Source organism: Mucilaginibacter sp. P1_D10, from assembly GCF_056406215.1.
Genome location: NZ_JBFUAP010000026.1, coordinates 1 through 26,764 on the forward strand (window position 1 = coordinate 1; position 26,764 = coordinate 26,764).

At 48.8% G+C, this 26,764-nt stretch carries 13 protein-coding genes; 1 reads left to right on the plus strand and 12 read right to left on the minus strand.

The window, feature by feature from the left end; all coding sequences use genetic code 11:
- Positions 1-1,176 precede the first annotated feature (1,176 nt).
- The 12 genes from AC1DYT_RS25755 to AC1DYT_RS25810 form a co-directional block, all read right to left on the minus strand.
- The gene (locus AC1DYT_RS25755) at positions 1,177-2,160 is read right to left on the minus strand and encodes an aldo/keto reductase (protein ID WP_477472357.1); all 984 of its coding nucleotides are present in this window, start codon (positions 2,158-2,160) and stop codon (positions 1,177-1,179) included.
- An 81-nt stretch (positions 2,161-2,241) separates the two neighbouring features.
- A complete protein-coding gene (locus AC1DYT_RS25760; RefSeq protein WP_477472358.1) occupies positions 2,242-2,661 on the minus strand; it encodes a (R)-mandelonitrile lyase in 420 nt (139 codons plus the stop codon).
- 597 nt (positions 2,662-3,258) lie between these two features.
- On the minus strand, positions 3,259-4,479 hold the full coding sequence (locus AC1DYT_RS25765; protein WP_477472359.1) for a DUF4998 domain-containing protein: 1,221 nt from the start codon (positions 4,477-4,479) through the stop codon (positions 3,259-3,261).
- Between the two features lie 23 nt (positions 4,480-4,502).
- Positions 4,503-5,738, minus strand: a complete 1,236-nt coding sequence (locus tag AC1DYT_RS25770; RefSeq protein ID WP_477472360.1) for a DUF4959 domain-containing protein — start codon at positions 5,736-5,738, stop codon at positions 4,503-4,505.
- A gap of 51 nt (positions 5,739-5,789) precedes the next feature.
- Positions 5,790-7,700 carry a RagB/SusD family nutrient uptake outer membrane protein gene (locus AC1DYT_RS25775; RefSeq protein ID WP_477472361.1) on the minus strand — a complete coding sequence of 637 codons (1,911 nt, stop codon included), beginning with the start codon at positions 7,698-7,700 and terminating at the stop codon, positions 5,790-5,792.
- 26 nt (positions 7,701-7,726) lie between these two features.
- Positions 7,727-11,002, minus strand: a complete 3,276-nt coding sequence (locus AC1DYT_RS25780; protein ID WP_477472362.1) for a SusC/RagA family TonB-linked outer membrane protein — start codon at positions 11,000-11,002, stop codon at positions 7,727-7,729.
- A 998-nt stretch (positions 11,003-12,000) separates the two neighbouring features.
- Entirely contained in the window at positions 12,001-13,038 is a 1,038-nt protein-coding gene (locus tag AC1DYT_RS25785) for an aldose epimerase family protein (protein ID WP_477472363.1), read from the minus strand.
- Positions 13,039-13,149: 111 nt separating this feature from the next.
- A complete protein-coding gene (locus AC1DYT_RS25790; RefSeq protein WP_477472364.1) occupies positions 13,150-16,101 on the minus strand; it encodes a discoidin domain-containing protein in 2,952 nt (983 codons plus the stop codon).
- Between the two features lie 22 nt (positions 16,102-16,123).
- A complete protein-coding gene (locus tag AC1DYT_RS25795; RefSeq protein ID WP_477472365.1) occupies positions 16,124-18,331 on the minus strand; it encodes an alpha-galactosidase in 2,208 nt (735 codons plus the stop codon).
- Positions 18,332-18,482: 151 nt separating this feature from the next.
- Entirely contained in the window at positions 18,483-21,785 is a 3,303-nt protein-coding gene (locus AC1DYT_RS25800; RefSeq protein WP_477472366.1) for a DUF5107 domain-containing protein, read from the minus strand.
- A 13-nt stretch (positions 21,786-21,798) separates the two neighbouring features.
- Entirely contained in the window at positions 21,799-23,142 is a 1,344-nt protein-coding gene (locus AC1DYT_RS25805) for a sugar porter family MFS transporter (RefSeq protein WP_477472367.1), read from the minus strand.
- Between the two features lie 54 nt (positions 23,143-23,196).
- Positions 23,197-25,452 carry a hypothetical protein gene (locus AC1DYT_RS25810; protein WP_477472368.1) on the minus strand — a complete coding sequence of 752 codons (2,256 nt, stop codon included), beginning with the start codon at positions 25,450-25,452 and terminating at the stop codon, positions 23,197-23,199.
- Positions 25,453-25,733: 281 nt separating this feature from the next.
- Between AC1DYT_RS25810 and AC1DYT_RS25815 the strand changes: the two genes are divergently transcribed.
- Positions 25,734-26,642: an AraC family transcriptional regulator gene (locus tag AC1DYT_RS25815; protein WP_477472369.1), complete on the plus strand. Its 909-nt coding sequence runs from the start codon at positions 25,734-25,736 to the stop codon at positions 26,640-26,642.
- The last annotated feature ends 122 nt before the right edge of the window (positions 26,643-26,764 follow it).

Sequence of the window (26,764 nt, forward strand, 5' to 3'; positions counted from 1 at the left end):
AGAAGCAAGCTCCCAAATCCCGTCCGACAGAAGCAAGCTCCCAAATCCCGTCCGACTTGCATGTATTAGGCCTGCCGCTAGCGTTCATCCTGAGCCAGGATCAAACTCTCCATTGTATAATGTGTTGTTCAAATCCAGACCCTATTAAACTCAATCAATAGAAATCTGTAAAAAAAAATATTCTCTTACATTATCCCTCTATCAATCTCAAGCTTCTTTTCCTCAGCTTAACAACCCTCCGGCCGTTACGCTGCATAATTTCATTTTCTATCTCTTTTAAGAACTTGTTCCCTTCGCCTCACGGTTCCGGTATATGTCGTTACATCATTGCGATGCTTAACTTTCAATATTTTGTTATTAAGAATTGCTCTTAATTTTTAACGCTTTTTGCTTCCCTTATTTCTAATTTCCGCTCCCTCGTTTTGGGACTGCAAAGGTAGAAAACCTTTTGGATTTTGCAAACTTTATTATTTAAAAGTTTTGCTTTGTTTTTCTCTTTTCAATTCGCTAATCGTTGCCGATTTGGCGGGCTGCAAAGGTACTTACTTTCCTTTAATTTGCAAACTTTATTTTTTAATTTTTCCAGCTTGCTTTTCAATGTACAATCGCAATTTCGTTACCTATTTTGCGGGCTGCAAAGGTATTAACCTTTGTTGAATTTGCAAACTTTATTTTTTAATTTTTAGTTGCTTATTTTTTTAGAGAACAACCCGCTATTTCGTTTGCGGGATGCAAAGGTACATAGCTTTTTTGCTTTTGCAAATGCTTTGCAAACATTTTGCATAGTGTAGTTTTAACACGCTGTAGATGAGGGCTAAAAATTTGCGTTATCTGCCCTTAAAAGCGCTATGTGGTAGTAAATGCCGGGCGTTACTGCTGCGCGTATGCAAAAAGGGCCTATTTATAGGCAGCATTACTACACTATTGCTATATATAATATAGAGGGAATAAACCAAACTGATGCCCGAAACGGCTTCGATTGCCCATAGCGGCCGAAAATGGCCAAAAAATAAAAGCCCCCTCGCACTCGCTGCCTGGGGGCTTTAACCTAAACCTTATCACAATAGTAAGCTATGCCTACGAATGAGAGCGCAAAGGTCAAAAAACTATCTTAAAGTATCAGCCTTAAAGAAGCGTATGAGGCGTTTGTCCCAGTTTTGTCCCACCGTGCAGGCGCTATTTCCCTACGGTGGCTTGCATTTGCTGCGGGTAACGCGCTCCTTCTATGATAATATGAGCAGCCGCTTCCTCAATTTGGCTAATATCCTCTGCCGTAAGCACCACATTGGCTGCGCCGAGGTTCTCCTCCAGCCTATGCAGCTTGGTGGTACCGGGGATAGGCGCTATCCATGATTTTTGCGCCAGCAGCCAGGCCAGCGCAATCTGCGCTGTTGTTGCGTCCTTCTGCCCCGCTATCCGGCCAAGCAGATCTACCAGGGCCTGGTTGGCTTTGCGGGCATCGGTACCAAAGCGAGGTAGTGTGTTGCGGAAATCGTTTTTATCGAATGTGGTATTCTCGTTAATAGCCCCGGTAAGGAAGCCCCTGCCCAGCGGACTGAAAGGCACAAAGCCAATACCTAGTTCCTGCAACGTAGGGATGATTTCATTTTCAGGTTCGCGCCACCAAAGCGAATACTCGCTTTGCAACGCAGATACAGACTGTACGGCATGTGCTTTGCGGATGGTTTGCGCCCCGGCTTCCGACATGCCGAAGTACTTCACCTTGCCCTCGGCTATCAACTCCTTCACGGTGCCGGCAACCTCTTCTATAGGCACGTTGGGGTCTACGCGGTGCTGGTATAAAAGATCTATACGATCTGTACGCAGGCGTTTAAGGGCGCCCTCGGTAACCGCCCTGATGTTCTCGGGCCGGCTATCAAGGCCGTGGGCCACTATGCCATCCTTAAAACCGAATTTAGTAGCTATCACTACCTCATTGCGGAATGGTTGCAGCGCTTCGCCCAGCAATTCTTCATTGGCATTGGGGCCGTAAGCCTCGGCACTGTCAAAAAACGTTACCCCACGCTCAAAAGCGGCGCGCAGCAATTTAATCGCATCCGTAATATCAGTAGCGGGGCCGTAGGCGTAGCTCAAGCCCATGCAGCCGAGGCCTATTGCCGATACCTCGAGGCCGCCGCTGCCTAATTTCCTTTTCTCCATAATGTTGTTTTATCTTAAGATTATATAATATAGTAATATATAGGTATGCGGCATCCGCATCATTGCCGGCCGCCAGGCTACTTATTTTATCAGGCTATAGTATTCTTCGTCGGTAACCCTATCCAGCCAAATTACTACGCCATTCTGCGTATTGGTACTGATGGCGATGTGCGTAAACCGGCTATCGGGCGATGCGCCGTGCCAATGCACCAAATCGGGCGGTATGGTAACCACATCGCCTTTGTGCAACACCCGAATAGGTTTGCCTTTTTCCTGGTAATAGCCGGTGCCTTCTGTACAAAGCAATATCTGCCCGCCGGGGTGGGTATGCCAATTGTTGCGTGTGCCCGGCTCAAATACTACGTTGCCAATTACGCTGTTAAAAGTGGTATCGTTGGGTACCAAAACTTTCACCCATGCCTGACCCGTAAAGTAATCGGCCGGCGCGCTATCGCCTTGCGGGAAAATGGAATCTGCTTGTTGATTATCCGTAGTGCTCATTATTTGGAGTTTTTTGCCCTTAGCGGCTTGTGCATAACAAAACTGGTGGCATATTGTTGACTATCGCGCCCCTCAAGGGCCATTGTTAATTAAAGTAAAGTTAGCGCGGTACTAAGGCAACCGATATCGCCAATCAAACAAAAAGTTGCGAAAATCAAACAACGTTGAGCCATGACTACGGGCCATGTGTAAACCTATATCAAGATTAATCATTAAAAGCGTAAACCTTTTCAGGACAATACACCGGATCTTGCCCTATAGGTTCTCCTGTAAACCTATAGCCGTATAAGACCACCCTTTTGACAAGGCGGGGTGTTCCAAGTGTTCCACAAAAAACACAAAATCCTGATAATCAATAGGAATTTAAAAAACAGTGTTCCACATCAAAAGTGGAACACCTGCCGACCGGAGCCCTCCCTACATATATTTATATACACGCAAAAAAAGCCGGCAGGCACTTATTGCGCCGCCGGCTTCTATTCAACCAATATATAAAAGCACCAATTACTCGATTTTTCTAAGCTTTATACTTCTGACCTTTAAAACAGTTGCCCTGCTTTAAAATGAACAGAGATGTGAATATCGCCCTGATGGGGGCTAATCAACCTTTTCGTTCCAGAAGGTAAATTCGCTGATGTTGCTGTAATTGCTATCATTTGTGGTTACGTGTTTGATGCGTACGCGGATGTACCTTACCGGCGGAACTGTACCGAAATCGAATTTCTGCGCGTTCTGGCCATCATCGGTCCTGCGTATATCCTTCAACAGCGTCCATCCTTTGGCAACCATTTCGGCCGGCCATCCGCCATCGCGCGGCGACAGGCTTGTTTCTGCACCGGTAATATCCGCTATCCCCCAAATTTCAAACTGGTCGGGGTTATTGCAACAGCTACGCCCGGTTTCTTCTACCGATGTAAGCTGTTTATACACTTTACCCATATCAAAAGTTATGGCATGCGGCATGCCATGGCTGCCATCGCTGTGGAATACATCCGGGTAACCCTGCGGGCCAACCGATCCATCCCACAATTTGCGTACCGTGGTGTTGGAGTCATAGATCCCTGCATCGCCAGGTAAAGGGTTCTCCCTAAACAACGATTTATCACATATGGCAATAAATCTTATGGTTGGGAAAGTAGCTTTTTCCAGCGTAGTAAATACATCTGCCGAATTGGCTGCCGGTACATAGCTCGATTGATACTTTACCACCGTTCCAAATTTAAAATCAGGCAAATTGATGGTGTTGTTTTTAGGCATCAAGGTTACGGTTTTTAACCCACCGGTATTGGTATTGTATTCTATCGATGTAGATACGTTACCGCTATCAGGCTGTATAAAATTAAGGTCCACCGAACCATCAGGGCGCACCATGTACGGGTTTGCTATATTGTAACCACGGTTAAGCAGTGTAGACTGATATATAGGCCCGTACACACGCACGTTATTAAGGTCCTGCCCTACCGATGCGTTGCCGCTATTATCGCGGGCGATAATCCTGAAGCTGTACACATATTCCTTAAGGTTAGGGATGGATACCTTGATGGAATCGCCGGGGCTATGGCTTGTCGCTTCTACCACCATCGAATCGACGTTGTTGTTCCAGCTCACGCGGTAATTCTTGATGCTGGGATCGGGGCTGGGGTGCCATACCAGCACGGCCCGCAGGTTGCCCGCGCGGTAACCCACGCCCGATGCAAGGCCCGGGTAGGTAACTTCGTGATTATCCAGGAAGCTCTTATAGTCGTCTGCATACTTCCGGCAGGCGGCTATTGACACGCACACCGCCAGGAAAATAATAACATGGAAGATATTTTTCATTTCGTTGTTTTATTAATTAACGGTTACTGTGTAGGATCGCCGAATAATGTAATTTCCTTCGCGTTGATATAATCGAGCCCCGCCCAGGTTTGCGTACACTGGAAACGGATAAATTTGGCCTTAGGCGCAGTATTCGGCATCTTGAAATCGACCCCGGCAGCACCGAAAGCGATATCAGCAGCATTGGCCTGGCCCGGAAGCAAGCCCGAAGGCGGGTTAGGGAACACAAAGTTGCCCATGTTAACCCAATCGCCCAGTACCGTGCCAACCGGCGTTACTGTAGCAGGCCATGCAGAATAATCTGCAGGCGCATCTTTTAGCGAACCCCAGATGGTGAATTGGCGGGTATTTTGATAGCCGTAGATATCGGGCAGCCTGTTGTACAGCTTTACGCGACTTATCTTGGCCGTTACGCCGAGGCTGATGCTGCCTATCTTCAAAGGGTTGCTGGTGGTGTGCCATCCCGGATCGCCCAGGTTATCGTCAAAGAAATTCTTGAACTCCCAACCATAACCAATAGGGCTATCTGTGGCCAGGTGGTAGGTTGAGAACTTCTTTTTATCCAGCGTTACCTCAAACAATGGCGTCAAAGTTTTGAAGATGGTATCAGATACGTTGCCGAACCTATCGGTAACAAACACGCCGAATTTTTGCGGCAATGCAGGGAAACCCTGTGCCGATACGTTTACAGTGTCGCCTGCCAGGTAGGTCGGCTCTTGCTCGTCGTACTTATTGGTAGTTGAGTTGAACGAAAGGATGTGCACAGCTACCGGAACTTTATTAGGGTTGAGTCCAAAGAAATTTGCCCCGCCAAAATCGGGCGTGATAGCCAGGTTTTCGTTAATCAGTTCGTAGTTGGGCGTAGCCGGGTTTACCTTAACCGTAACCGGGTCCGACATTACGTTGGCCCTGCTTACCGCATATAAAGTAACGGTGTACTCTTTAGCCTTCGCAAAGCCATCAACTACGATGGTATCGGTATAATAGCTGGCCTTGGTTTCGCGGGTGCGGCTATCATTGATATCGTACCTGGCTAAAACGTACAGCAGGTTTTTTGAATCGGGCAGGGTGTAGGTGAGCCTTGCCGCACCGTTAAGGTTCTCTACCGTAACGTTGGTTACCGGCCCTGGCTTGGTTTGGTCTGTAGACACTATCTGGATGTTTGATTCGGCCTTCTTGCAAGAGGGCGCAAACATCATGAGCATCAACGATGCCAGCAAGAGGCATGCAAGGCAGCTGCGTTTATATATCTTTTTCATAATTCGTATTTTAATATTTTCAATGCCAACATATGGTTAAGATCCTACCTGCTACCAGTATGGGTTCTGGGTGAGGTTTTCGTTGATGATGATATCCTGCGTGGCAATAGGAAACAAATAATCCTTTACGCCAAATACGGGTATAACCACGGTTGTTGGGCGATAGTAATTGGCAGAACTCGTTTCGTTTATGCTCCAGCCTTGCAGCGGTTTGCTCAACACTTCCTGCAATTCCTTCCACCTGCGCAAATCCCAACCTGTCTGGCCTTCAAAAGCAAGCTCTATCCTGCGCTCCTGGTGTATAATCTGGCGTAAGCCATCTTTTGATAAGGCTTTACCAGGGGTTTTAGAGTAATTGGCCCAGGCGCTCTGCACGCCTTCCAGGCCTGCCCTTGCACGCACCCTATCTATATAATTATATACTTCGGCGCTCGGCCCTTCGGCTTCGTTCAATGCTTCGGCATATAAAAGGTATAGGCCCGATAACCTGATCAAGGGCAATTGGTAGTTGATTACATCGAATGTCTGATCCATTACGGTTTGGTAATTGGCCAGCTTTTTGGGCCATATACCGGTAATGTTGGTAGAGTTGAAGCTTTTGGGCCCTGCGGTAGCAAATATACCCCTTGCCTGCACGTAAGGCGCATCGGCCTCGGTAACCTTGCCGTTGCCGAACCATATGCCGCCGTCGAAACCGATGCTGGCGTAAAAGCGTGGCTCGCGGTTAAGGTTGCCTTTGGCTGTTTCGTAACCCTGCCTTACATAATGCTTGTTGGCATCGTCGCCGGCCTGTGGCGTAAAGCGGCCATTATAATCGAAGGTTTTATCCTCGCCGATGGGTACGCCCTTGTTGCTATAGAATAAATCCGACTGGCTGATGGGTACCGCCCAATTGGATGGGTATGTATTGGCCATGCCCACGGCCGCGCTGGTAAGCTTGGGTATCACAAAGCCCTGGTAGCCGAAACCGTAGTTAAGTGCCCATATCAGTTCGGGGTTCTGCTCCCATTTGCCGGTAATGGCCGATTGCAACGTGAGCACCCGCTTCATTTCGTCTGATGCGCTGCTTACGCCTGTAGTAGGCGCAGTAGTGTTGAGGTGAAGGCCCCTGGCCTCGCACTCTACTATTGCGGCTTTTGCGGCATCGGCGGCTGTTTTCCATTTGGTAGGATCGTAATTAGCCGAGAAAAGGTGCTTGCCGGCATGATCCGTAAAGCTGGCATAATCAGGGTTGCCGTTGAACAGCGGGCTGGCAGCAGTTGCCAACACCTCGGCCTTTACCGACATGGCGATGAATTTGGTGATACGGCCAAACTCTTTAGCTTGGTTTTCTATCGTGGGCGGCAGGTTGGGGATAGCCTCATCCAGTAGCATTACCACGTAATCGAAAGATTCATCGGTAGATGAGCGTTTGCGTTTCAGCGAATCGGTTGGCGCATCTATCGGGAAGCTTTTATCAATTAGTATAACCGGCCCGTACATTCTTATTAAATAGTAGTGGTAAAATGCCTTCAGGAATTTCACCTCGGCAATCCAGCGCTGTTTCTCGGGTGCGCTCAGATCTATGGGCTTATCTATATTCTCCAGCATGGTGTTGCACCTGCGCAAGCCCTGGAATAGGTTTACGCTACCCACGCTGCCGCCCCAGTAATTCAACACCGGCGAGCCCGTGCTTTGTACACCCCTGATGAGGTTAAAGCCGCTTTGATCGAAGAAATTGGCGGTAAGGTTGTTTGGGTACACAATCTCCGATGAGGTGGTGAAGCCTGCATCGTAAATTACGTTGTTCATCTGCTGCATGGTAGAGTAGCAACTAAACAGATAGCTCTCCGCCTCATTGCGGTTACGAAAAGCATAATCCAGCGTACCAACGTTATCAGGCGCTACATCCAGGTATTTCTTGCACGACACGCCCGAAATGCATAATACAGCCATCAGTATAAATTTATAATATGGTCTCATATCGTCTCTTTTTTAATCGGTTAGGGTTATAAATTCACGTTAATACCAATGTTGAACACCTTTTGTATAGGGTAAGCAAATCCATTGCCGCCCTGTTCGGGATCCCACATCTTGAAGGGGCTCCAGGTAACCAGGTTCAAACCGTTGAAATATATCCTTAAGTTGGTAAGCTTTAATGATTTTGCTAAACGCACGGGCAGCATGTAACCAATCTCCAGCGATTTCAGCCTCAGGAAGCTGGCATCGCGAAGCCACCAGGTGCTTGGCTGCAGGTTATTCTCTATAACTGCCCTTGTAGTGCCCAGCCTTGGGTAAGCGGCGTAAAGGTTTTGGTTCTCTTCGCTCCAGTGGCTATCAGCAAATTCTTTCAGCACCTGCGTATTGCCATAAACGTAGGCATCGGGGCTTGGGATGAAGGGACTAACGCGGTTAGGATCTACGAAGAACGATACCCTGGCCTGCCCCTGAAAGAAGGCCGATAAATCGAAGCCTTTGTAACCAGTAGAGAAACCGAAACCGTAAACAATCTCCGGCGTTTGCGGATAGCCCAGGAAAGTAAGGTCAAGGTTATCTATCTTGCCGTCGTTGTTCAGGTCGCGGTATTTGATGTCGCCACCTTTAGGGGCTATGCCGGTACCGCTGAATACCTGAGATGGCGAGTTGCGTGCTTCCTGATCATCTACGAATAAACGCTCGGCCACATAACCGTAACCACGGCTGATGGGCTGGCCTATGAAGTGCCTCCACGGTTCGTTGTAATTGGGCTCTTCTATATAGGTGTACTTGTTGGTAGAATACGTGAAGTTACCCCTGAATGATGCCCAGGCACCATTGCTGAAGCTTGCCTTGTAATCTGCAGAAAGGTCGAGGCCCTTAGAATCTACCACCCCTAAGTTAGAGCTGATGGCCGATTCGAAGCCCTCGCTTGATGGCACCAAACGCTGGCGCAGGATATCGTAGCGATGGTTTTTGTAAATCTCGGCAATCACGCTTAGGTTCTTCAGCACGGTAAACTCTACCGCTAAGTTGGTTTGCCTTGATGTTTCCCAGGTGATGTTGTTGTTTTCGTAGCTGTTGATGAAAACGCCCTTACGCTCGTACGAGTTGTTGAAACCAAACTGCGAGTAATTGGGGCCGTTGGTAAAGTTCACATCAGACAGGTAGAAGAAGCGTTGCTGGCCAATGGCATCGTTACCCACCAAACCGTAGCTGGCGCGTATCTTTAAACGCTGGATGATATCAGGGTTCCAGAATTTTTCATTCGAAACTACCCACGAGCCGCCGATGGTTGGGAAGAAACCGTAACGGTGCGCAGCATTAAAACGCTCGGATCCATTGTACCCGAAGTTACCCTCTATAAAGTATTTGCTCTTGAAACCATAGGTTAACCTACCCGCCAGGCCCAGGTTGCGGAAAGGCAAAGAGTACTGCAAGGTGGTGGTATTTGTCTTCGGATCCCTTTGGCTGGAGTAAACGGTTTGCTGCACAGTACCAATCAACGTGGCATTGATATTATGATCGCCAAGCTGTTTGTTGTAATCGAGCGCTGTTTGCAGGTACAGGAAAGTATCGGCATTCGGCTCGTTCTTGGAGTACGACAGGTATTCCTGCGCTACGTTATAGCCAGTTGGCTGGGGGTTGAGCCAGGATAAGGTGTACTGGTCGGTTACCTTATCATACGAACCTACATTATAATAAAAGGGGCTGTAGGCCAATTGCGAATCGAAATAAGAGTGCCTGTTGGTATTGAACAGCGAACGGAACTTAAGCCCATCGGTTACGAAATTCAGATTCTGGTTCAGCTCCAACTGGGCCGACATCCTTGATTCTGAAAAATTCTTGTGCCCCCTCAGCAAAGCTGCGTAAGGGTTATTATATAATATATTGTTGCTGCTGGCACCATCGGCCTGGCCCACGTTCCCGAAAAGGATATGCTGTGCGTTCTGGTTGGCAGCATCTGCAGGGTAAAAAGCCGGGAAAAGCACCGGGCTGGTGTGGATAGCTATATTATAAAGGTCAGATGCAAACGAACCATCGGCTGTTATTGGCCCGGCGTACTCATTGAACGTACCTGATAGCCTCACCACAACCTCGGTAGTTTTGGTAAGGTTTAGGTTGATGTTAGAGCGCAGCTGATAATTCTTGAAGCTTACATTGTTGTTATTATTGTTGCGCACATCGGTTTTAAGCACGCCATTGTCCTGGTTGTAAGTACCAGTTATATAATAACGAGCAAATTCGTTACCACCGTTTACGCTCAAATTATTGCGCTGCGTGGTTGCCCTTTTGTTGAACAGCATCTTCAGCCAGTCAACCGCCGGGTAAACGTAGGGGTTTGCGCCGGGGCCGCCGTTGATGGTATTTTGCGTGTTGTTGATTTTGCTTTGCGGGAATGGCAAAGGCAAGGCGGGATCGCGGGTGAGGGATGCCTCGTTATACAAATTCATGTATTCGATAGGATCCACTATCTGCGGCGTTTGGGTAGATTGCGAAGAAGAATACTCCGACCGGAAATTGATTTTTGCCGGGCCTACTTTACCCTCTTTGGTGCTTACTAAAATAACGCCGTTTGCACCACGCGCCCCGTAAAGGGCGGTTGCGCTGGCATCCTTTAATATAGAGAAGCTGGCGATATCATCAACCTGCAAACGGGCAAGGTCTGACGTGGTGAGCTCTACGTTATCTATCAAAATTAGCGGATCCTGCTTGTAGCCGAAAGTGGTTACACCGCGCACGAAGAATGAAGCGTTATCCTGCCCCGGCTGACCGCTGCGCTGATAAGCAACTATACCGGCCGCCTGCCCCGCCAATGCAGCGGTTAAGTTACTTGCGGGTATCTTCAGTTCGCTGGGTTTTATACTGGTAACCGAGCCCACGAGCGCTTCTTTACGCTCCTTTTTACCGAAGGCCGTTACCACAACCTCATCTAACTGGCCCTTGCTCTCGCTAAGCCGTATGGTAAGGTTGTTATTTGTTGCCGATACAATGATGGTTTGGGGTTTGAAACCTACGTAAGAAATACGCAGCTGTGCCCCGTCTGAAACTTCTAATATAAACCGGCCATTTACATCTGTTTGGGTACCCAGTTTGCTATTGTTTACAACGGCTACGCTAACGCCTGGCAGGGTAACGCCGGTGGTATCGGTTACTTTACCGGTTACCGTAATTTTGGCGGTTTGCGCAAACGCGGTACCGATGAACATGCAAAGGGCAAAAAGCATCAGGCAGCGCCGCTGGCAGTACCTTAAGGGCTTTGCATACTCCTTTAAAAGTATTTTGTTGATTAGGTAAGCTAAGTTCATAAAGTTTTGGTCATAAAATTTATTTTAAGTCAATCGGGTTTGGTCAATCAGTTTGGTTGGTACACTGGATTGTAGCTGGGGTAGGCTGTAGCCCAAAATATCAATATGCTGAAACATGCCAACCTATTGGGGCTAATGAATTAACCCGGTTGGAATGAAAAGTTTACGCGCTTCCCCTTAGATATAAGAGTCGAATTTTTTACATACTTTATGGCTTTAGTTAATAATTGGTTTTGTAAATGTATAGCGCACAACGCGTTTAAAAAATGGATTGACTTCCAAAATAGATAGACAATATTCTGATTTTTGATTTTTTTGGAAGATAATACATCGCGGCGGCAGAGGCAGCATAAAGCAGGGATTTAATCATCCGGTATTAGTTGCACGGCATGCCCGCCAATGTGTACAGACATCACTCCACCGTACGCAAAAAAGTCAGTCCATCGGCGGCCATTTTCGAATTTTCGCCATCCGCTGCAATCAAATCCCGGCGGCTATTCCTCCCGATTTCTCTGATGCCGAAACTAAGGAAACAATTACTGGCAGCAATCGCAGGGGGAATATTAGAGGAAGTATTTACAGAAGCCGCGCAATCAGGCTCCTAGACAACTATAAAAGGCGCATGGCTACTGATTTGTGCCTTTTGGCAAGGCCGTAGCAAAGCCAGGCGCGGAGCGATAGTGTAGGCTTTTTTGAGAAGGCCGAATTCCCCGACAGGCACTTTTCTTTTTTCCGACCGCGGTTAAGGTCAACCTTCCGAATGGCTTTAAAATGCAAACCGAAACGTTTTAGCCGTATGGGATTTTAAAAATCGAACGGCCGGGGCGAACGCATAGTGAGGATGGCGAACCTCATTCCAATTTTAAACAGTGATCAATTTTAGATAGACAATATTACGAAACTTTATTTTTTTTGGCAGATACGTTAACAACACTGCATCAATACCGCTTATCGAGGGTACGGGCTCTATTTGCGCGGAAAGGCTCCTGCCTTAACTTTTAATTTATTACCCCGAATTTATAAACGATGGTGTGGTCGTATTCTTCGCCCGGTTTCAGCACTGTGGAGGGGAAATGTGCATGGTTTGGGCTATCGGGATAGTACTGGCATTCCAGGCAAAGGCCATCGAGCGGCTGATACGGTCGGCCAAAATTACCCTCGCAATTGCTGCTGAGGTAATCGCCGGTGTAAACCATTACCGATGGATAAGTGGTAGTGACTTCCAGCCTGCGGCCGCTTTTATCGTCCATTAATTCGGCGGCGGACTTTAATGATTCGGCACTATCCAACAGGTAGCAATAATTGAAACCGGTGGTTGCATGCCCGTCGCTATTCATTTTGTTGCCTACGGGATCGCCGTTCCAGGCTTTGCTGCCCGTAGGTTTTATTAACCCGGTTGGTATGTGGGCTGCATCGGTATCCAGCATATTTTGGGCATGTACTTTTAACTTATGCCCTAAAATATTGCCCGGCTTCGCCGCCAGGTTGAAGTAGGCATGGTTGGTAAAATTGGCTACGGTAGTGATATCGGTAATGGCTTTAAAACGGATACGAAGCTCGTTGTCGTCCTTAAAGCTATAAGTAACGGCAAGCTTCAGGTTGCCGGGGAAACCACCCTCGCCATCTGCGCTGTGGCATGTAAACGTAACGCTGTCCTCCCCTACCTCGTAAGCGAACACCTTTCTGTTGAATCCATCCCGTCCGCCATGATTCGTGTTGCCGCCATCGTTGGCCTGTAGTTGATATGTTTTACCATCCAATTCGAATGCCGCGCCACCTATGCGATTGGCAAAACGCCCAATGGTGGCACCCAGGTAGCACTCGTCGTTTATGTAGCCGGCCAGTGATGGGTAGCCCAGTACCACGTTCCCAAAATTGCTATTCTTATCGGGCACCACAGCCGAAACCAGCGTTGCGCCGTAGTTGCAAAGTTCTACATATGCGCCTGCGCTGTTGCCCAGCCTGAAAAGGTGAACCGGCTGCCCCACATGCTCGCCCCATTTTTGGTACGATATGGCGGCTGGGCTATTGATCATAATTGGTTCTGTTTTAAAGCTCAAGATAGTAGATATTATGATTAACCTGACTGTTATCGGGTTAATCTTTTTTGTTGTTTATGATATGGGAGTGCTCGTCTCCTTTAAATCCTACAATTGGATATTGTTATTATACGGCTCAACCAACAGCTTAACCGTGTCTTTACCCAATAGTGTGGCATCAAATTCAATCGTTACCGTTTTGGTTTCACCCTTTAGCAAACTGAAATAATTATCGCTCACGATGGCGGGAAGTATTTGCTCCCCGGTAGACGATTTTACTGCCTGCACCCTCACACCGAAGGCTACTGCTTTGGCATCCGCCGGGTTGGAGATGGTTGCGGTAACATAATACTTGCCATCCTTTATAATTGTTTTGCTATCCACCTTCAGGTTTACCCGGCTTAAGGTGTTCAGCGCCGAATAGTCCCTGCGCCTGTTGCCGCGCCAGTAAAAGTTATCGGATATCAGCTTGCCCACTTTATCTGTAAGCTTCAGCTTGATGAAATGCACATCGGATAAGCCCTCGCTGGCCACATCTCCCTCATAAACCTCGAAATCGAACAGCGAATACCCCCAGGAGGTTGCACGTTCTACGCCTTGCATGCGCACATACCTTGCTGGTACTTCGGCGAACATGATTTTCTGCTGGCCGGGATGGCCCTTGGTAGTGCTAAACACATCGCGCCATTGCTTGCCATCGATAGATGTTTGTATCTTAAAGGACTTTGCATAGGCATCTTCCCAGTTGAGGCCAACTCCATTTACCAGTTCAGTTTGGCCCAGGTCTATGGCTACCCATTGGTCGTCGCGGTACTCGCTGGCCCAGCGGCTGCCGTTGTTGCCATCGTTCACGGCGCTTACATCGCCATTGGCAGATGAGGACGCGAAGGCCCGCTTCCCTTTGGCCAAATCGGCATGGTAGGGGTTAAAGTTTACGGCGAAGACCTCGCCCGCGCTGTTGGCTGGCGCATCGGTTACTTTGCTTTGGCTGTATCGCTTTACCAGCGTGCCATCTAGGTTGTACACATCTACGCTGGCGGTTAAGCCGGCCTCGTCGGTTTTGCTGGTATTGATGATCTTGATGCCGTTGGTTACCGGGTTCCATTGGATGTGCAATGGCTCGCAGGCTTTTTTAGCTCCCCAGAAAGCTCCGGTGAGGTCGTAATAGTAATCATAGGTTTGCCATACCAACGATGGGTAGGCCGATTGGCTCATCCAGGTCATCAAGCCCGAGGCATCCTCACCCATGGCATCCTGCCAACCTTCGAACATCGCCTTATTAGTTTCGATGTTTACGAACTGTGCTTTCCTGCAAAAATCTTCAATATTCTTTGCTTTTCCGTAATTATCTACGCTTTGCGCATAATCATCCGGACCAGCGTTAAATGCCAACGGACCAAAAAAGTGTTTGTTCCACATATCGTTCCTCGGCCACCAATTTTCCTTCGGCATAAATTTTTTGAAGCTCTCGAAATTGGTGAAAACCGCAGTACCCAACTCGGTGCGCAAGCCCCATCCCCTATTACCGCCGGTACCAGTTGGGTAGGCAGTGAAATAATACCGCGGGTCTTTGTTTGCCCAGGGGCCGCTGCCGGTAAGGTTTTCGGCATGCGAGTTGGGTTGGTACCAGCGGTCGCCGCCGTCGAATGTATCGAGGTCTTCTTTCAACCAGGCGCTCAGGGGCTTCTCGGGCCAGCCTTCGTTATCGGCGCACCAAACGGCAATGGCCGGGTGATTACGGAAACGCTTTATCTTTTCGATGACGTTGCCGTTGAATGCGTTGAGGTCGGCAGGGAGGTTGGGGTTGGCATTCAGCCAGAAATCGTCCCAAACCATGATGCCGTATTTATCGCAGGCCTGGTAAAACTCATCATCTGTAACCGAGCCTATCCAGTTGCGAATCATATTAAAATTCATCTCCTTGTGCAATCGAACACGGGTATCATACTCGTTGCCGCGGCAACGCAGCATATATTCCGACATGCCCCAATCGCCTCCTTTAATGAATACCTTTACGCCGTTGATAGCTACGTGCAGCACGTGGCCGATGGTATCGTAACTATATTTCTTGATGCCGAATTTAACTTCCTGCACATCAGATACTGCATCGCCCACTGCTACGCTCAGTTTACAGTTGTATAAATTAGGTTCACCGTATCCGTTTGGCCACCAAAGTTTGGGGTTGTTGATAACCAGCTGCTCAAAATCTACTTTGGTCAGTTTTACATCGGTGCTGCTGTTGGCCCACATGTACACCTTTTTGCTGAACTGTATATTGCCTGGCGTTATCAACCCATTGATAACTGCCGCCTGCGAGGTGGGGCCATTGTTCTTCAGTTCCATGGCTATGGATAGGTCGGCTTTGGCGTTATTGGGCAGGTTTGTCCTTATCCAGGGATCTTTGATGGTAATGTCGCCGGTGTTGCTGAGGTACACATTATCGGTAATGCCCGAGTTGAGGCCCGGCACATAAGGAATCCAATCCCAGCTTGCGCTGGCAACATAATTTGGGCTGCCTACGTTGGCCAGCGGCTGCAGGGGTATGTAAACCAGCACGGCCAACACGTTGATATCCTTACCCTTTACCAGTTCGGTAATATCAAATTGGCCTCGCTGCATAAAGCCATCCAGCGTGCCCAGCAAGGTACCGTTCAGATAAATATCAGCCTTGCGGTTTACGCCGTTGAAGTTTAGCCAGGTTACTTTATTGTGGTAATTGGTCGGCATTTTAAACTCGGTGCGGTACCAAAAGCTTCGGTCGTACTTTTTGCGGTCTACTTTATAGATATTATCGCCAAAGTTGGGGTCCTTCTCCAGCCCTGCGGCCACGTACGATGCAAAGGTGGTACCCGGCACTATGGCTTTTACCCATCCTGCAGCGTTGTAGCCGGACTGTGTCGGATTACCGCTAACTTCTGCCTGAGGCTTTACTTCCCATAGCTGCCCGGCTGTGCTATTAAGCGAGGCCATACCCGTTTGCGCCTGTGATTGGCTTCCCATTGCCACGCAGAGAACGATGGCTATTAAATATCTATAAACGATGTTATACTTTTTTGACATGATTAATGGTGATAGGGTCGCTCTATTTTACCTCGACAAGGCGGATGACTGAGCTGGTTTTATAGGTATTGATGCCCGGGTCGAAGCCTACGGTCATGAGGAAATCGCCGGTATAGGTTTTTTTGCCATCTAAGGGCGAGCTTGCGCCGGGATACAGATTCACTTCCTGCAGGCTGTAGCGTTTTGCCGCATCGAGGCCCTTAAGTTTGATGGGGAGCCTGTTGCCCTGCCCGTAACGGTTGTTCACCAGGTAATTGAATACCACGGCTGATGTCTTGGCGGTATCTACATACAGTACCGAGGCTACGCTTTCGGTAACCGGGTCTGATAAACGGTACTGGTCGCCCTGGAAGATGATAGGTTTGAGCTTATCGTAGATCTTAACGGCCTGCTGGCAAAAAGCAAGGTCGTTACCGGATAGTTTGCCGATTACGATATCGAAACCGAGGCGGCCCATCATCGCAACATCCACGCGAAATTTAAGCGGTTGTTTACCCCAGTCGGTTACGTGGTTGGCGGTGGCCATTGCGGGGTAGAAATACGAGTACTCCCACTGCATAAAAATGCGCTCCAGCGGGTCGGTGTTGTCGCTTGGCCAAAACTCGGTGAAATATTGCAGGGCACCATAATCAACCCGGCCGCCACCACCGCTGCACAGCATCATAGGCACAGTAGGGTATTTAGCGCGGATGCGTTTTAACACTTTGTACAGGCCCTTTACATAATCTACATAAAATTGCGATTGGTCCTTCTTAAGGTAAGCCGAGTATGCATTATAAATAACCGCGTTGCAATCCCATTTAATATAGGCCAAGGCCGGACTTTTGATAAAAAGGGAATCGACAATGCCGTAAACGAAATCCTGTACTTTGGGGTTAGCCAGATCCAACACTAACTGGTTACGGAAGTAATATTCCGGGCGGCCTGCTTGTTTGATTACCCAATCGGGATGCTTTTTATATAGCTCGCTTTGGGGGTTCACCATCTCCGGCTCTATCCATATCCCGAATTTTACGCCCGTGTTTTGGGATTCCTGCACCAACGAAGCGATGCCGTTAGGCAGTTTCTTTACGTTTTCCTGCCAGTCGCCAAGCCCTGCGTGATCATCGTTCCGGGGGAATTTATTACCGAACCAACCGTCATCCAGCAGAAACATATCCACGCCCAGTTTTTTGGTGTCTTTTAAAATTTCCTTCAGCTTGTTTTCGTTGAAATCGAACCCCGTTGCTTCCCAATTGTTCAGCAAGGTTAAGCGCGTGCCTTTGCCATCCAGCAGTTTATACTCGCGGGCCCAGCGTTGCAATTTGCGGCTGGCATCGCCTTTGCCCTTATCAGAAAAGGTGTAGAGGAATGGAGGCGTAGTAAATTCCTCGTTCGGTTTAAGCACATAGGGCGATGCGTAGTTGTTTATCCCGGCGATGATACGCAGGTTATCCTGTGGGTCTACCTCCAGGTCGACACGGAAATTCCCGCTCCACTCCAGCGAACCGTAGAGGACGGCACCCTCATCCTCGGATGCAGGTTTATCCAAGGAAACCATAAAAACCGATGGCTGGAACAGATTGGCGCGCGTCCCCAGCTTGCTATCCAGCACCTTGATGCCGTGGCTCAATTCCTTTTCTTCGGGCTGCATCTCTTTGGCCCAATCGCCATGGTACTGCCTTAGCCAATAGCTTTTGGCTTGCACGTATAAATTTGCCGAAGCGAATTTCTGCAGCGTGATGTTGCCTTTCTCCAGGTTTTTGATGGCGCTCCATTGCTCCACAACATCTTCTTTAAAGTATGTTTTGTAATACAGCGTAACTTCCAAATTATAAACCGGGTCTTTCAGGTTTATGCTGAGCAGGGCCACGTCCTCATCTATCTTCGTTAACTGGTGACTGACATATTTTAAATCGAGCGACATATTGCCATCTGCATGCGTAACCGCGATGGCTGGCTCCGCAAGATTGCGCGAACCGGCGGTGGTATAGGCTGAATTAAGCACGCCGCTATAATCCGCCGAGAATTTGTACATGGCGGCCACCTCTTTATACCCGCTCGCGTCTGCCAAACGCTTGCCGAAGTAAACGGTGCTGAGACTTTCTGCCTCATCAACCTGCAATAACACAGCATGGTGGGCCGTCTCTACAGGTATGGTAATCACCTGTGCACTGGCCTGCGTGGCGGCAAAAAAGCAGCTCACAACCACAATGACCGAAGCTCTTTTTAGGGTATGGAATAAATACATATCTTATCGTTTATCGTTAAAATGGACATAAAAGCTCCCCGCCGGTGAAGCATCGCGGCTCCACGGGTACCACCCGCAATGGCTATTGTTTATGGTTTGGGGGATGCTTTTCTTAGTAGCTGGATACGTTTAATTGTTTTTTTGCCATCTCTCAATGGACCAATGCCCCGGCGTGGGTGGCATCCATCAGCAGTACTTTGGTAAACATTTCTTTGGCGGCATCCAGCTCATCAAGACCAAGCAGGCCGAGGCCCTGCAAAAAGCTGGTGTGGCAAACGTTGCGCAGGTTAAGGTCATCATCAAAAATGAGGAGGTTGGGCAGCGATACTGCGAAGTAGTCTATCTTCACCTCGTCGTTCTCATGCGCCTTGCCATAAGCAAGCAGCTTGCTGAAGATGCTTTTCGCCCGTTCCTTGTCGCCGAGTTTTATCCAGCTGAGTCCCTGATAAAATATCTTATCGGGTTGCTGGTCGTTGTAGAACACGGCGGCAGATGGCTCATCAAGGCCTACGGTTGATGCGATGAAACTTGCTTTGGCTTCTTCAGCCCGGCCTAATCCTTCAAACGCACAGCCGAGCCAGTAATCGATATCGTTTTCCTGCGTACCGAAAAGCTTGCCCTCGCCCAGGTTGTGCGGATAGCTTTTGGCGCGGGTAAGATTCGCGATAGCCTCATCGAAATTGCTTTCTTCAATCTGCTGCTTGGCCAGCTGCATCAGGCTGAATACATATTGGCCCGATGCTTTGCCTTCGCCTCCCTCCCATGGGTGGAACTGGCGTTGCGTCAGGAGGTTCAGCGCGGTATCGTATCGGCCGAGCAGGTTGTAAAGCGTTACGCGTTCCAGGTAAACGTCGTCGCGCTGGACAGCTACTTCGGGGTAATCTTCCAGGAACTTCAGGCGCGTGGCGGACGGGTAATTCAATCGTTTGTATAGCTGATCCAACTCCATCAATACCCGGGCATCGGTTGTATCCAGCGCAAAAGCTTTCTCGAAATATTTCAGCGCCTTTTCGGCATCGTTTTGCTTGTTATGATAAGCGATAGCCAGGTTGCGGAACACAGTAGGGAACTTATCGTCAAGCTTAGCCGCTTTTTCCCAATTGGAAAGCGCATCATCGTACTGCCGTTTATCGTAAAACAAGTTACCCAAATAGTAAGGCGCGCGGGCGTCGGCAGGGTTTACCTCCATAGCCAACTCCAATATCTTTATCTCATCCAAACGGTTAGGAAAACACAGGTATGGATCCGCAGCGGCGGCTTTTAAGAACCATTCCTGCGCTTCGGCCTGCAAACCGCTTTTATGGTTCAGGTAACCGAGCGTGTAGTACACCATGGCATTGTTGCCGGTGCTTTTCAGCGTCAGTTGTAACAACTCGGCAGCCTCGGCATATAAGCCGACCGATGCATAATCGAGCGCGTATTCTATAAAATTCTGGTCATCGTTACGGCTAAGAATCAGCAGGGTATCGAGGCATTCAGTGGCCTTTTCAGCATTGCCTGTGGCATTATAAAGCTGTACTTTTTCGAAAATCACACCCAGGTTGAAGCTATCTCGCTCCAGCGCAGCATCGGCAATAGCAAAAGCCTTATCCAATTGCTTCAATTTGCGCAGGGCAGCAATTTTCACTACGTAAGCCTTGCTGTTGTTGGCGTTGCGGTCTAATGATTGGTTGATATGGTCGAGCGCCAGGGCAAAATGCCCGCGGGCTACATCTATTTTAGCCACTTCGAAAAAGCCGCTATCCTTCCAGGCGTTGCTCCATGTCGATTTATAGAAGACGGTGTAAGCTTCGTCCGACCTATCCAGATATTTTAGGCAGAGGCCTAGGTTATAATATGGCTCGCTATCGTAAGGGTTGGGGTTGCGCTGAATGCTGGTCTCTACTGCTTTCCTCAAAAATGCTTCGGCTTTGGCGAATTGCCCTTTGCGGATATACCATTTGCCCAGTGCATTGTTGTTGCGGATATCGCCCGGCTCGCGGCGCAGGGCTTCCTCGTAATAAGGCACCGGCGAAAACGTAGCATGGCGGTACTGCTCTAAATGCTGAGCGGTTAAAAACAATTGCTCCACGCTTTCCACGTCAGCAGGCTCCACAGCTGGCTTCGCAGGGATAGGCATTTCGTTCTGCTTGTTTTTGGCAGGCTCGTATCGCAGTACTTCGCGGCCATCCTGCGTAATAATCAGCAGCAATTCCTGTTCGTTCAGGCTTGCGGCAACCGGCAGTTCTTTCACAAAAACGGCTTCCGGCGTAAGCGTACCGGTGCGCGCGTACAATTCTTCGTCCCTATGGGTAAGGCTGATATGCAGGTTATCCTGTGCCGATGTCACCTGCACTTTAAGGCTGAGGGTTTCTCCATCTTTACTTAATGCCAGCAATATATCTTTCGATGCATTTTTTACCATGCCCAACTCGCGGTAAGGCAAAAAGTACTGCGTAAAGGTTTTCTCTTCGTTGGGCATCAGCCAGCTAAAATCGGGCTGATTATCGGTAAAAACGCCGGTCATCAGTTCGATATACGGACCGTCCTCGTCGGTCAGGTTCCTGTCCCAGGCCTGGCCGAAATCGCTGTGCCCCCATGTCCATTGTTTTTTACCCGGCGATACATGGTGGTTAGCCACATGCAGCAAACCGGCCTGGCTATCGTGCTCGTATCCGCCAACAAAGTCATAATCAGAATTGATGGCCATGTAAGATGTTGGCACCGGGATGTTCTTATACATCGAGATATCCGTACCCGGCGAATAATCTACCTTGTAATAAGTGCCGGTGGCGATGGGGAAATCGGATACATCGCGTTTGCCATGATCGAACACAGCATTCACATCGGACGGGAAAACCGACTGGTAATAATCGTTCACCTTTACGGCCGGGTTGGCCCACCATAAGAAGGTTTGCGGCAATGCCGAGCGATTAAGCAGTTTCGCCTTTATCTCGATGTAAGCAGTATCGGGGTGCAGCGTAAAGCCAGCCATGCCACGGGTGTGGAACATGCGCTCCAACTCGTTTACCCAAACGGTCTTGCTGCCGTCGGCGTGCTCTTCCAAACGGTAATCTACCGGATCGAAGGTGCTTGGGCGATGGTGCTGCGGCCAGTTGAACTCGATGCCGCCCGAAATCCAGGGACCGGTAAGGCCAACCAATGCCGGCTTTATTACCTGGTTATGGTAGATGAAATGACGTTGCTTTATTTTATCGTACGCGGTTTGGATGCGGCCACCCAATTGCGGCAATATCATCACTTTAAGGTATTTGTTCTCTAAAAACAAGCCGGTGTAGGCTCTATCCTCCTTCTCGTCGGCAATTTTTTCGATGACCGGGTTAGGATACACTACACCGCTGCTGCCCTGGTAAACCCGTTTCTCGAAAAACATGGGGTTTTTATCGGGCTTGCCTACGCCGTAGGTAGGAATTATGACTTGCTCTTCCCAAACGGAAACAGATGAATTTTGCATGTGCTGTATGAGGTTAATGTCTTACTAAATTATCTTCCAACTCTTCCAAAGTCTGGCCCTTGGTTTCTTTCACTTTTGCTTTCACGAACAGGAAACCTGCGAAGCAAATACCCGCGTACAGGTAAAACGGACCGTACGTGCCCAGGTGATTAGCCAATATGGGGAACGTAAATACCAGTATGAAATAGGCCAGCCAAAGGGAAACGATGGCCACAGAGGAGGCCACGCCGCGTATTTTATTGGGGAATATCTCGGAGATAAGCACCCAGGTAACCGGGGCCAGGGTAAAAGAGTAGACGCTGATGGCCGATAGCACCACTATAGATAGCAGCAGCACCGGCGCATGGCTCTGCAGTAAAAAGGCCAGCACGATGAAGGACACCGATAAGCCTATCGAACCGATGAGCATTAGTGGCCGCCTGCCTAATTTATCAACCATAAACATGGCCAACACAGTAAATATGAGGTTCACCACCCCGATGAAAACCGTCTCGAGCAGCTGATGGTCCACGCTTGAGCCTGCCTCCTTAAAAATAGTCGACGCGTAATTGAAAAGTATATTGCTACCGCAAAATTGCTGGAACACCGCCAGGGTGATACCAACCACCACGGCAGGGCGCACGGCCTTCTCGAACACCATGGCGTAAGATTGCTTGGTAGAACCCTCCAATGATTTCTTTACCGCCTTGAATGTAGATTCCACGAAATCGGGCGAGCCAATTTTATTGAGGATGGCCATCGCTTTTTCCGTCTGGCCCGCTTTCATCAACCACCTTGGGCTCTCGGGCAACCAGGTAACCCCTATCAAAAATATGGCAGATGGCACCGCACCCAGGCCGAACATCCACCGCCAGGAATCTGCTCCATGGTCTGCCAGAAAGTAGTTGACCAGATTGGTAACCAAAATGCCTATCACCACCGTAAGCTGGTTGATAGCAACGTTACGCCCGCGCACCTCTGCGGGCGAAACTTCGGCGATGTACATGGGGCAAAGCATAGATGCCATACCCACGCCAATGCCCGCCGCAAAGCGCAATACCAAAAAATAGGCAAGCGATGGTGAGAACGCTATGCCTATAGAAGAAACGGCAAAAATAAGCGCCGCTATGATTAGCCCCGGCTTGCGGCCATACTTATCGGCAATGTTACCGGCTAGCAGGCAGCCTACGATGCAGCCTAAAGCAAGCGAGCCCGTGAGGAAACCCTCCCAAACAGGGGTAAGCAGAAACTGGGTGCGCAGGAAAGGCAACGCGCCGGATATCACCGCGAAATCGAACCCGAATAAATACCCTCCTAATGCCGAAATAAAGGAAATGCCGATAATATAATTGCTGTTGAAGCCTTTTGTGCTACTCATTGTTTGGGTTGTATAGGGTTAACTGGTGGCATAATATTAAACTTATTTTGTTGATTAATCAACCGCGACGAATTTTACCAACACGGCATCGCCGGGGCTGGCTTGTAGGGTAAGCTCCTGTTTGTCAGCCCCTAATTCGCCTATCGGTTTATCGTTCATAAAATCGCGTAGCTCGTATTTTTTGCCTGCGGCGAGGTGCAACGCGGCCCGGCTAAAGGTTTGCTTGAAATCGTCTTTATAGTGAAAGTTGAACAGGGCGAGCATGGTATTATCGCCGGGTAAGTAAAAAGATAGCTGTTGGTCGTAGCTGTCGCCGTCGGCGGTTTTGATGGGGATGAATGCTTTTGGGTCGCTAAAGAACTTTGCTATGTTCTTATTATCCAGAAAGGCCTGCGCGCGGTAGGCCGCTATGGGGTTGCGATAGTCGGATCCATCACCCAGAATGCTGCCCATCACCATCATGGCATACAGGCGCACCTTTATTTCCTGCTCGTTCAGATCGGGGTTGCGCTGGAAGTTCTTCATGATAGCCACATCCAGATTAGTGTAGGGGAACAGCGTGCCCTGCATCCAACCCATGTGCGAACCGGTGGCCAGCGACGATTCCGTACTCCCCCATCCGGGGAAACCTTTCTGGTCATCGCGCAAGTGCGAGTAAACATCGGTAGATACGAAGCGCGTATGCGCATATTGGTGCGGGAACAGCGGCGAGATAGCCTGGGTGATAAAAATATCCTTGCCCATGATAGAGTCGACCAGATGGCGCAGGGTTTTCATGCCGTAGTCATAAGCCTGCATGCCGCTGCGCACTTTAGGGTCATACCGTTTGGTGGTTTCCAGCGCGCCGGCAGTAAGGAAATCTATCTTGAGGAATTTGGCGTTGATGGCCTTTGCTTTCTTCAGTTGTTGGATGATGTACAAACGAACTGCCGGGTGCGTAGGGTCCATCGCGTAAGCGCCCCATTGCCCATCTTTATACATAATGGGCTTGCCATTCTTATCGTGCAGCAGCACATCCTCCAACAGGTAGTCGCCGCCGGGGAGTTTGTTGCCTTTGATGTTATCTTTCCAGCTCCACATGGCAAAGGGGATAAAATAAAAGCCCATTTGCTGGCCGTTCTTTGCGCCGTATTCGCCAATTTCTTTAAGCACCTCGGTGCTGTAAATGCCCTGGTCGTAAGAATCGATGCTGAGCACGGGTTTCGAGTACGCGCTGAAATTGGGCATCTTGTGTATGAAATCGGAGATTTGATGTACCGCAGGTGGCATCATTACCTTTTCGTAACCCAATACGCCCTCCACGCCGAAGCTGTTCCAATACACAGGCGCGGGCGCATCCCAGGTTTGCTTGCCGTTAATGAGGGCATTTACGCGGCCATAATCCTTAAAAGTTTCGTGCAAATCGTCGGACGCGGCAAGGTATATCGTTGGAGAACTTACCGTTTGGCCCAGCATAGTGCCATGGTCGGCATGGTCGTGCGTGCCGTCCAATCCGCCATAGCCCGATTTGAGGGATGGATTATTAGCCGTAGCCGCACCGCCGAATACCCTTAACGAATCAGCATAGCCCAATTGCGCGCCTGTTTGGTAGGCGAGGCCCGTTTTCCAGAAATCGTGGTTAACGCTGCCGATAACCAGGCCACTGTTCTTCACCTGGTCGTAAACGGCCAGGAACTCATAGCTGATGCCTATACTTTTTGATTGGCCTGCGGCGGGCCATTTTCGTTCTACAGTGGGTGTCCATTCGTCGTTATCAAAGGGGACGTCTAATATACGTGGCTCGGTCCCGGGGATAAAAACCTTGCCCTTATGCGCCGGCAATATAGCCAGCGGACTTATATCACGCGTCTCTATGGGTTTGCCTGTTGATGTTGCCGTAACCTTTACCAGCGCGTAGGGCTTACCCTTATAAAGCGTGATTTGTTGCGTGATACTGATAGCGTGCTTCGCGTCGCTATGTTTTAAGGTGAGGCAAAGGCCTTGGCCTATCTTGTCGTTGATGTTTTCTACTGTACAGGTATGGTCGGCCAGGTCGGTGCTGGGTAGATAACCGGTGCTTATATCGTTAACGTATGCAATAGCATTATCTATATGCGTACCGTTGCTGAATGCGTAGTTTACCGCGCCGCTGCTTTTATCTACGCTGATTTTGAGCTGCGCGCTACCGATGCTGGCATTATCGGTGCTTTTGGTAAGCTGCTGGGCCTGCAGGCTTTGTGCCGACAGGATGAAGGCAAACAGGCTTGCCCATACCGCCAGGCAGCTTGTGGATATTTTACGGTTGCGTACTATTGTGTTAAAGTATGGCATCTACAGTTTTATATGGCTACAAGAGCGCCTATCCGCCCAAAAGGAAATATTGATAAAGGCCGCCGGTGTAGCTGGTATCGTTAATTGGTTACGATGTAAAAGTGATGGATAAAATGAGATAATAAAATAGTCAATATTACGGACTTGATGGATTTTATTACGGTGACCGCGTTTAGATTTATTTACTTAAGGATAAGGCTGATTTAAAAAAAATTGTGAATGTTTGCATAACGTATGGCTACCCGCCATTACCGCTAATAACCAATTACCAATACTATCCCATGGCGAAAACTACAGTACTGCGGCGCCGTGATGGCTTCGAAGGGCAAAAACTCATCGTGCTGCCCAAAAAAATCATCACTAACTTCCTGAGCAAGGATTTGGTTACCAAGCAAATCTACATTACCGATATTGGCTATTACCCCAAAGCCATGCACCATTACGCCGAGCGGCCACACGGCATCAACCAGCATATTATCATCTATTGTACCGAGGGTTACGGCTGGCTGGAAATTAACAAGAAAAAGGTAGAGGTTTCGCCTTCGCAATTTATTGCCATACCCGCCAATACGCCGCACCGCTACGCCGCCAATATGGATAAACCATGGACGATATACTGGATACACTTTAAAGGGGAGGTGGCTTCCTTCATCATAGAACTGATTTTAAAGAACTCCGAAAACTATAAGCCTTATCTGTCATTCAACGAAAACCGTATCAAGCTGTTCGAGGATATTTGCTTCAATTTGGAGAAGGGCTACAGCAGCGATGCCCTGCGTTATGTGAATATGATATTCTCGCACTTCCTGTCGTCGTTGATTTACGAGGATAAATTCAACCAGGCCGAGGATAAGCCTGCTGATATGGACATCGTAGAGAAGAGCATCCAATACATGCAGGAAAATATCAACACCATGATACGGTTGGACGAACTGAGCAGCCACGCCAAGCTATCCAAATCGCATTACTCGGCCATTTTCCGTGCTAAAACAGGCTATTCGCCGGTAGAGTATTTCAACCAACTGAAGATACAGAAGGCTTGCCAGTACATCTCTTTCACGGCCATGTCTATCAAAAACATCGCCATCAGCCTGGGGATAGAGGACCAGTACTATTTCTCGCGGATGTTTACCAAACTGATGGGCACATCGCCAAACGAATACCGCAAAAAGGTGAAGGCAAGCTCTTGAGGTGGTTATCCGCCCTTTGCAGCCTGTCGGCAATACCCTGCTCATCCAGATTATTTTTGGCCCGGCCAATATTAAGCCAATGTTATGTTTTTAATTTTTTGAGGAGGCTAAGATAGCCATGC